Raw genomic sequence first — 8585 nt, 5'->3', positions numbered from 1 at the left:
CCCGGCGCCCAGCAGCGCCCCGACCACCATCGCCGCCATGGTCACCACGACGATCTGCCACACGCCGGTGCCGACGACGTGCACGACCAGGTCCCCGACCAGCACCCCCACGGCCACCCCCACCATCAGCTCGACGACCCGGCGCAGCCGCTGGCCGAAGGAGAACCCGAGGCAGACGATGGCCGCGATGGGGGCGAAGAACGGTCGCGGGTGCCCCAACAGGTGGCGTGCCACCCACCAGGCGGCGGCCGCCGCGACGGCACACTGCAGGATGAAGAACCACCGGTGCCGCACCCGCTCCAGCCGCTCCCGCAGCGACCGTCGCGAGCGTTGCGCTGCCCGGGGTCCGAGGTCGGTCCCCAGCTCGCGCCAGTGACCGTGCGACGGACCGTGCGAGGTCATGTGTTCATGATGGTCGGGCGCCGGGGTGGTGCCACTCGACCTGCTCGGGTGTCTCGGAGGTGTCGATGACCACGTCCGCGCGGTCGCGGGTCCGGTCGCGGGGGAACAGTGCTGCTTCCTGTGCGGCCCAGCGGTCCCAGTGGGGCCGGTAGGTCTCCCCGTCGCGGTCCAGCGCCCGGGCCCTGCGCACCGTGGTCGCCGCCTGCACCCAGATGACGAGCGCCAGGTGGGCGGCCGCCGGCTCCGCACTCGATCCGGCGCCCTCGAGCACGAGGAACCGGGACGGTGGCACCTCGTGCCAGCCGTCGGGTCGGTTGGCCCGCCAGTCGAACGAGCGGTATGCCGCGCGCTCGCCTCGCGCCCTCGGCGCGAGCAGGTGCTGCTCCAGTTGGCCGGGGGAGTCGGCGAGCCCGTCCCAGCCCTGGTAGAGGTCGTCCATGTGCACCAGCACCGCGCCGAGCGCCTCGGCGAGCTGTCGACCCAGAGTGGTCTTGCCCGAACCGCTGGGGCCGTCCACCGCGACGACCACCGTCGCGCCGCAGGAGGGGGGCCGGGCCCGGGCCAGCGTCGCCAGCCGCGCGACCGTGCCGTCGGACACCTGACCGGGGAGGTCGGTGGCCTCGCCGCCGGTCACGTCAGGCGGGCGCGTCGGTGGGGTGGCCGAGGCGGGCCGAGATCTCGGCGGCAGCCTCACTCACGTCACGGGTGAGCTCGGACAGGATGTCGCGGGTGACCCGGAACCGGGGCGCCGACAGCAGCACGGCGGCGACCACGTCTCCACGGTGGTCGCGCACCGGCGCGGCCACCCCGACCTCCTCGGCGGACGTCCGGCCGTCGTTCACGGCATACCCCTGGGTCCGCACCTGCTTGAGCTGGGCGACATACTCCTGCCGCGAGGGGCTGTCCCGGGGGGCGTCGCGCAGCTGGCCGTCCAGCAGCCGCTCCACCTCGCCCGGGGAGAGCTCCGCGACGAAGACCTGGACGGAGGCGCTCTCCGCCGTGGCGTAGCGGCTGCCGATCGCCGCGGTGTGCTTGACCTGTCGCGGGCTGGGCACCTGCTCGACGACGATGGAGTCCGGGGCGTTCCACACCATCAGCGCCGAGGTCTCCGTGGTGCGCCGGGTGAGCCGCTCCAGGGCGGAGTGCGCGACCCGGCGGACGTCGAGGTCGGCCAGCAGCGGCCCGGCGAGGGCGAGCAGGCCCAACCCCAGCCGGAAGCGGCCGCTCTCCTCGTCCCGTTCGACGTAGCCCGCCTGCTCCAGGGTGCTCAGGATGCGCGAGACGCTGCTCTTGTGCAGCCCGACCTCCCGGGCGATCTCGGTCACCCCGAGCACCGGCTGCAGCTGGGAGAACGCCTCGAGGACCCGGAGGCCGTTGAGCAGGACGGACGCCGACGCCTTGGAGTCGCCTGATGTCTGACTCACCGATGCCCTCTTCCTCGTGCCTGCGCTGCGCCGGGTCGGCTCTGGTGCGACGAGCCGTCATACCGCGCGTTCTGGTCCCTCGCCTCCCGCTGGGACACCGCCAACCGTACGGCCAACTGCAGGCCGGCGAGGCGACCGGACTCGCGCGGGTCGCCCCCGAGCAGCTCGAAGATCCGCTGCAGGCGGTGGTGCAGGGACTGCCGGCGCAGCATGAGCACCCTGCTCGTCCCCGTGGTGCTGCAGCCCGAGGCGAGCCAGCGGTCCAGGGTCTGCAGGAGTGGCACGCCGCGGTCGGCCTCGTACTGCAGCAGGTCGCCGAGGAGCTCGTCGACCAGCGCCGCCTGCGCCGCGTCGGGGAGGTGCTGGGTGGCGAGCCGCTCGGTGGCCCAGACCTCGGAGTCGTGCACCGGGTCGGCGGGGCGTTGCCCGGAGGCGAGGTCGAGGGTCAGCAGCGCCTGGGTCAGGAGCCGTGGTGCCTCGACCGCGCGCCGGCCGAGGGGACCCACGGCGATCGTCAGCTCCCTGCCGATCCCGCTGTCCCGCAGGTCGGCGACGAGCTCGGTCCGTTCGACCCGACCGCGTCGCCCGGGAAGGTGGACGAGGGCCGAGACCTCCTGGGCCACCACCAGGGAGAAGGCCCGGCGCCCCCGCTGCTGCAGCGCCTGGTCGAGCTGTCCCGCCCGGTAGGAGGTCGACCGGGGACGGGCGGCGATGCCGACGAGCGGCGCGTCGGCGCGCAGGCCGGCGGCGCGGGCGAGCCGCTCGAGCCGCCACTCGGGGGCTCCGTCCCGCGCCTGGCGCAGGAACTCGTTCGCGGCGATCTCCGACGGCTTCGGGGGGCGGTACCGCACGAGCGCCAACGACAGGGCGTCCACCGCCCGCGCGGCGGCGAGCCGGACGATCTCGCCGTCGGCGGCGTCGCCGATCCGCAACGAGGCGACGACGATACCGCGCACGGGGACGTCGAGGGCGGTCCAGCTCACGGCCGCCACGAGCGCCGCACCCTCGTCGAGGGTGGTCCCGTCGGGAGCCGCGGCCGCCAGCAGGCGACCGGACTGGTCGGTCAGGGTCACCGGGGCCCGCACGGTCGTGGCTAGCTCGCGGACCAGCTCGCCAAGACCGTCCCCGGAGGCCAGGTGCTGGGAGAGCAGGTGGGAGAGCTGGTCGACCTGCTGCAGGTGGACCACGGACTCACTGACGAGCCGGCTGTTGATCTCCTGGGCGACCTCCACGAAGGGGACGACGCGGCGCAGCTCGACCACCGGCAGCCCGGCCGCTTCGGCCGTCTCGAGCAGCTCCTTGGGCAGCTGGCGCAGGGCACCGCCGGTCTCCACGGCCAGAGCCGCCACCCCCCGCTCGGCGAGGTCGGTGACGTAGCGGCGCAGCTCGGCGCCGCTGGCGGAGGCGAGGGTCACCCCGCCCGTGAGCAGGAACTCCCCACCGCGGAGCAGTGGAGCGATGTCGAGCACCTCGCTCGAGTGCACCCACCGCACGGACGCATCGCGGACGTTGCCGACCGCAGAGCGGACGATGGGGTCGGCGCGCTGGAGGGAGGGATGGCGCAGCACGGCGTCGACGGTCAGGGGCATGACGGTGTGTCCAATGGCGAAGGGGATATCTCGGTCGGAATGTACCTTGTCCATGCCACGGAACGGCACGGATCCTTGGGGAAACCCACCACGGAGGTGCCGGATGTCCCAGTCCCTCGCGGCCGAGCCCGCGACATCGGTGTCCACGACATCGGTCCATGACCTCGAGCAAGCCCTTCAGCCCATCCCCGAGAACGTCCGGAGCCACAGCGTCTCCGGCCAGTTCTGGATCTGGGCAGGAGCCAACATCGCCCCCATCAACTGGGTGCTCGGCGCGCTCGGCATCAACCTCGGCCTCGGCTTCCGTGACACCATCACGGTGCTGGTCGCGGGCAACGTCGTCGGCATGCTGGCCTTCGGTTTCTTCGTGCTGCTGGGCCAGCGCACCGGCTGCACCGGCATGGTCCTGTCCCGGGCGGCCTTCGGCCGGCGGGGCAACTACCTCCCGGCGGCCATCCAGGCGGTGCTCGCCATCGGGTGGTGCGCCGTGAACACCTGGATCATCCTCGACCTGGTCATGGCCCTCTTCGGCAAGATCGGCCTGGTCGACCCGGCCCAGCACAACTACGGCTGGAAGATCGCCGTGGCCGCGGTCATCATGACCGTCCAGGTCATCATCTCCTGGCTCGGCTACCGGGCGATCGCGCTCTTCGAGCGCTGGACCGTGCCGCCGACGGTCGTGGTGCTCGTCGCGATGTCCGTCGTCGCGTGGTTCACCATGCACATCAACTGGGGGTATGCCGGCCCGCACGGCCACGTGCTGACCGGTGGTCCGCGCATCGCCGCCATGACGGCGGTCATGACCGTCATCGGCATCGGCTGGGGCATCACCTGGTTCACCTACGCCGCCGACTACTCGCGGTTCGTGAGCAAGCAGATGCCGCGCAGGCGCTTGTACCTGGCGTCGGTGCTCGGCCAGTTCATCCCGGTCGTGTGGCTCGGGGTGCTCGGCGCGAGCCTGGCCACCAAGAACGGCTCGGTCGACCCCGGCCAGCTGATCGTGGAGAACTACGGTGCCCTGGCCGTTCCGGTGCTCCTGCTCGTCGTCCACGGGCCCATCGCGACCAACATCCTCAACATCTACACGTTCTCGGTGGCCACGCAGGCACTCGACGTGAAGGCGAGCCGGCGCACCCTCAGCACGGTGACCGGCGTCTTCGCGATGCTGGCCGTCATCTTCTTCATCTACCAGCAGAACTTCGCGACCGTCCTCGACACGTGGCTCGGCGCGCTCGTCGCGTGGGTCGCCACCTGGGGCGGCATCATGCTGGTGCACTACTACGTCCTCGAGCGTCGTGAGCCCACGAGGATGGACCGCCTGTTCGACGCACCGGGCACCCGGCGCCTGCCGGCGCTGAACTGGGCGGGCTACGTCGCCTTCTTCGTCGGCATCTTCGCGACCTGGCTGTGCATGTACGGCGTCACCCCGCTGTTCCAGGGCCCCATCGCGACGGCGATGGGCGGGGTCGACCTCTCCTGGCTCGCCGGTGGCCTGACCTCCGCGCTCCTGTACTGGATCCTCGGTCCGCGCGTGCACAGCTCCTACCGCGGGCGCACCGGCGTGGCCGCCCTGCCCCAGGCCGTCGAGGAGCCGGCCCAGGCCTGACAGCCGCACCCTGACCACTCACTTCTGACCTGGAGGACGCATGACCACGTCGGCCATCCCCGACACCCTGCACCCGATCACCTGGCCCGAGGGCTACCGGGCCGCTGCCTCGTTCACCTTCGACGTGGACGGTGAGTCCTGCATGCTGGCGCACGACGCCCGGTCGGCGGACCGGATGTCGCTGATGAGCCACCAGTCCTACGGCCCGCGCGTGGCGACGCCACGGCTCCTGGCGATGCTGGAGCGGCAGGGGGTCAAGGCGACGTTCTTCGTGCCCGGGTTCACCGCGGAGTGCTACCCGGAGGTGGTGCGGGCCATCGCGGGAGCCGGTCACGAGATCGCCCACCACGGCTACGTGCACGAGCCGATGCAGGGCATCGACGCCGCGACCGAGGCCCGCTACCTCGACCGTGGCCTGGAGGCCCTGCAGCAGGTGGCCGGTGTCACCCCGGTGGGCTACCGGGCGCCGTGGTGGGAGCTGAACTGGCACACGCCGCAGCTGCTGGTCGAGCGCGGATTCCGCTACGACTCCAGCCTGTTGGACGGGGACGCCCCGTACCGCTTCGCGGTGTCCTCCGGTGACCCGCGCGACCTCGTCCAGATCCCTGTCGACTGGGCCCTCGACGACTGGGAGCAGTACGGCTTCTACCCGGGTGTGACCGGCAGTGGCGTCATCGAGAGCCCCGCCAAGGCCCTGGAGATGTGGACGCTGGAGGCGCAGGCACACCACGCGGCCGGCACCTGTTTCGTCCTCACCAACCACCCGTTCATCTCCGGGCGGCCGTCGCGGGCGGTGGCCCTCGAGCAATTGATCGAGCGGGTCCGTGCCATGGACGGCATGTGGGTCACGACGCTGGCCGAGATCGCCGAGCACGCGGCCCGGACGCTGACGGAGGTGCACACCCACGCGCGGTTCGAGGTGCCCCGCTTCCCCGACGTGGACCTGCACCACCAGCCCGCGCGCGTCAGCGGCGGTGCGCCCGTCGCGGCGGCGAACTGAGGAGTCGGCCGTGGAGCGGCCCGGCGGGCCAACAGTCGCGACAGGGAGGACGTCATGACGGTCGTGGTCGGCTACGTCCCGACACCGGCGGGTGAGGCGGCGCTGCAGAGCGCCATCGAGCAGGCACGACTGCGCCAGCTGCCGGTGGTCGTGGTGAACGGCTCCGGCGGCGACGATGTCACCGGTGACCGGCTCCTCGCGGATGACACACGCGTCGACCGGGTCGCCAAGACGCTCGCCGAGGCCGGTGTGGCCTACGACCTCCGGCAGCCGATGCGTGGCGACCCCGCGGAGGAGATCATCCACACCGCGGGCGAGTGCGGCGCGGAGCTGATCGTGCTCGGGCTGCGCAAGCGCTCACCCGTCGGCAAGCTCATCATGGGCAGCACTGCCCAGCGCGTCCTGCTCGAGGCGAGCTGTCCCGTCCTGGCGGTCAAGGCCGCACGGCACTGACGTCGGCGTCCGCTGCACTCCGGTGCGGTGGACGCCGACGCGGAGTGGAGGTCGGCGAGGTGGCGTTCAGCGCACCTCGCCGATGTCCTCCGCCCACACCTGCGGGTACCGCTGCTGGAACTCCTGCATCAACGCGCGGCAGCGCTCGTCGTCCAGGACCAGCACCTCGACACCGCGGGACCGCAGCAGGTCCAGCTCACCGGCGAAGTTGCGGGACTCGCCCACGACGACGCGGGGGATGCGGAACTGGATGATGGCGCCCGTGCACATCGCGCAGGGCGCCAGCGTGGTGTAGAGCACCCCACTGCGGTATGACGCCCGCCTCCCCGCGTTGCGCAGGCAGGAGATCTCCCCGTGCGCGACCGGGTCCCCCTGTTGCACGCGCAAGTTCCGCCCGGTCGCGACCATCTCACCGTCGAGGTCCAGGGCGCTGCCGATGGGCACACCCCCGCCGTCGAGCCCCTCGCGCGCCTCCCGGACAGCGGCGTCGAAACTCGCCTGACGCCACTCGAAGGAAGCGGCAGTCGCCCCGCCGCCGGTCGTGTTCTCCATGCTGCTCACCGCTGCCCTTCTCGGTTGCTGGGACGTGAAATCACGGTACTGCGGGCGCGGGAGCGACGGCCTCCGGCGCCGCCGCGCTCAGGGTCGCCTCGAGGGACAGCGGTCGACAGAAGATGAAGCCGCCGATCGTGAGCGGCACCAGGGTCAGCCCGAGGAAGCCGAAGGAGGCCTGCCAACCGCCGGTGAGCGAGTGCAGCAGGCCGGTGAGGAAGGGGCCGGTCGAGGCGATCAGGTAGCCGACACCCTGCATGAAGCCGGACAGTGCCACGGCGCCGTCCTGGGTGAGGGTGCGCAGATTCACCAGCGACAGCGCCAGCGGGAAGCCGGTGGCGGCGAGCCCGCAGGCCACCGTCCACAGCAGGGGAGCCCGTGACGGCGCCAACGCGAGACCGGCGTATCCGACCAGGTAGCAGGCAAGTCCGGCCAGGACGACCATCAGCGGGTTGCGCACGCGCACCGCGACCCAGGGGATGGCGAGGGCCAGGGGCAGGCTCATCAGCGAGTACAGCCCCAGCAGGGAGCCGGCCACACCGCGGTCGACGCCAGCGTCGGTGAGGATCCGCGGCAGCCAGGTGAAGATGGGATAGGTGTTGAGCGAGGTCGTCCCCATCAGCAGCGTGGCGCCCCAGGCCACCCGGCTGCGGAGCAGGCTCCGGAACGGGATTCGGGCCTGGGTCACCGCGGCGCCGACCGACGTGCTCGCGTCGGCAGCCCCGGCGCGTCCGGTGCCGCGGGAGGTGCTCAGCAGCACCCACGGCCACAGCGCCAGCAGTGACAGTCCCGCCCAGGCGCCGAGCGAGGTGCGCCAGCCGCCCGCCTCCGCCAGCGGGACGGCCAGGAAGGCCGGCAGCGCCGTCCCCAGCTGCAGGACGATGCCGTAGAGGATGGTCAGGGCCCCGATGCGGTCCGGGAAGTAGCGCTTCACCAAGGGCGGGAGCAGCACGTTGCCCATGCCCATGCCCACGAGGGCGACCAGCTGCGGGACGAAGAAGAAGAGCGCACCGGGGGAGAGCGCTCGAACGACGACCCCGACGGTGGCGAGGAGCATCGCCAGGACGGCGGCCCGATCCGCCCCGAGGCGGCGGATGACGGTCGGCGTGGCGATCCCGGCGAGGCCGAAGACCACGGGCGGCAAGGCGCCCAGCACGCTCGCCTGCGTGGTGGACATGTGCAGCTGCTGTTGGATCTCCCCGAGCACGGGTGCGATCGAGGTGATCGCCGAGCGCAGGTTGAGCGCGAGCAGCGGGATGGCGAGGAGTGCCAGGGCACGCCGCAGCCGGACGCCGGCCACCACCCCGGAGGGGGAGCGGCCGGCGTCCGGCTGGGTGACAGGGGCGCTGATCTCAGACCCCGAGGATGTTGTGCTCCGGGCCGAAGGGGAACTTGGTGATGTTCTCGGCGCCGCCCTCGCCGACGACGAGGATGTCGTGTTCGCGGTAGCCGCCGGCGCCGGGTTGGCCCTCGGGGACCATGATCATGGGTTCCATGGACACGACCATGCCGGGTTCGAGGACGGTGTCGATGTCCTCGCGCAGTTCCAGGCCGGCCTC

The 8585-nt window shown here is 72.1% G+C and carries 10 protein-coding genes; 3 read left to right on the top strand and 7 right to left on the bottom strand.

Annotated elements, in window-relative coordinates; all coding sequences use genetic code 11:
- The 4 genes from VFL99_RS15305 to VFL99_RS15290 form a co-directional block, all read right to left on the bottom strand.
- Window positions 1–402: FUSC family protein (locus tag VFL99_RS15305; RefSeq protein WP_325107219.1), on the bottom strand; the 402-nt coding region annotated here is incomplete at its 3' end.
- 4 nt (window positions 403–406) lie between these two features.
- Entirely contained in the window at window positions 407–1036 is a 630-nt protein-coding gene (locus VFL99_RS15300) for an AAA family ATPase (protein ID WP_325107218.1), read from the bottom strand.
- Between the two features lies 1 nt (window position 1037).
- Window positions 1038–1826 (bottom strand): IclR family transcriptional regulator, encoded by a 789-nt coding sequence (locus VFL99_RS15295; RefSeq protein ID WP_325107217.1) that lies wholly within the window; start codon window positions 1824–1826, stop codon window positions 1038–1040.
- The gene (locus VFL99_RS15290; RefSeq protein ID WP_325107216.1) at window positions 1823–3415 is read right to left on the bottom strand and encodes a PucR family transcriptional regulator; all 1593 of its coding nucleotides are present in this window, start codon (window positions 3413–3415) and stop codon (window positions 1823–1825) included. The genes VFL99_RS15295 and VFL99_RS15290 overlap by 4 nt, the downstream gene beginning before the upstream one ends.
- A 103-nt stretch (window positions 3416–3518) precedes the next feature.
- Between VFL99_RS15290 and VFL99_RS15285 the strand changes: the two genes are divergently transcribed.
- Genes VFL99_RS15285 through VFL99_RS15275 form a run of 3 tightly spaced genes read left to right on the top strand, consistent with a single transcriptional unit; the run spans window position 3519 to window position 6474 of the window.
- A complete protein-coding gene (locus tag VFL99_RS15285) occupies window positions 3519–5021 on the top strand; it encodes a purine-cytosine permease family protein (RefSeq protein WP_325107215.1) in 1503 nt (500 codons plus the stop codon).
- 40 nt (window positions 5022–5061) lie between these two features.
- A complete protein-coding gene (locus VFL99_RS15280; RefSeq protein WP_325107214.1) occupies window positions 5062–6021 on the top strand; it encodes a polysaccharide deacetylase family protein in 960 nt (319 codons plus the stop codon).
- Window positions 6022–6075: 54 nt separating this feature from the next.
- Complete coding sequence (locus tag VFL99_RS15275; protein ID WP_325107213.1) at window positions 6076–6474, top strand: universal stress protein; 399 nt, start codon at window positions 6076–6078, stop codon at window positions 6472–6474.
- A gap of 66 nt (window positions 6475–6540) precedes the next feature.
- Here VFL99_RS15275 and VFL99_RS15270 read toward each other — a convergent pair whose 3' ends face one another.
- From VFL99_RS15270 to VFL99_RS15260, 3 genes are all read right to left on the bottom strand, one after another.
- Entirely contained in the window at window positions 6541–7026 is a 486-nt protein-coding gene (locus tag VFL99_RS15270) for a nucleoside deaminase (protein WP_325107220.1), read from the bottom strand.
- Window positions 7027–7066: 40 nt separating this feature from the next.
- Window positions 7067–8329, bottom strand: a complete 1263-nt coding sequence (locus tag VFL99_RS15265) for an MFS transporter (RefSeq protein ID WP_325107212.1) — start codon at window positions 8327–8329, stop codon at window positions 7067–7069.
- Between the two features lie 49 nt (window positions 8330–8378).
- Window positions 8379–8585, bottom strand: a 207-nt coding sequence (locus VFL99_RS15260; RefSeq protein ID WP_325107211.1) for a M24 family metallopeptidase, incomplete at its 5' end; no start/stop codon positions are given.

Source organism: Segeticoccus sp. (assembly GCF_035708005.1).
The sequence above is the reverse complement of the archived record's forward strand: the minus strand, read 5'-3'. Positions and strand labels throughout refer to the sequence as shown.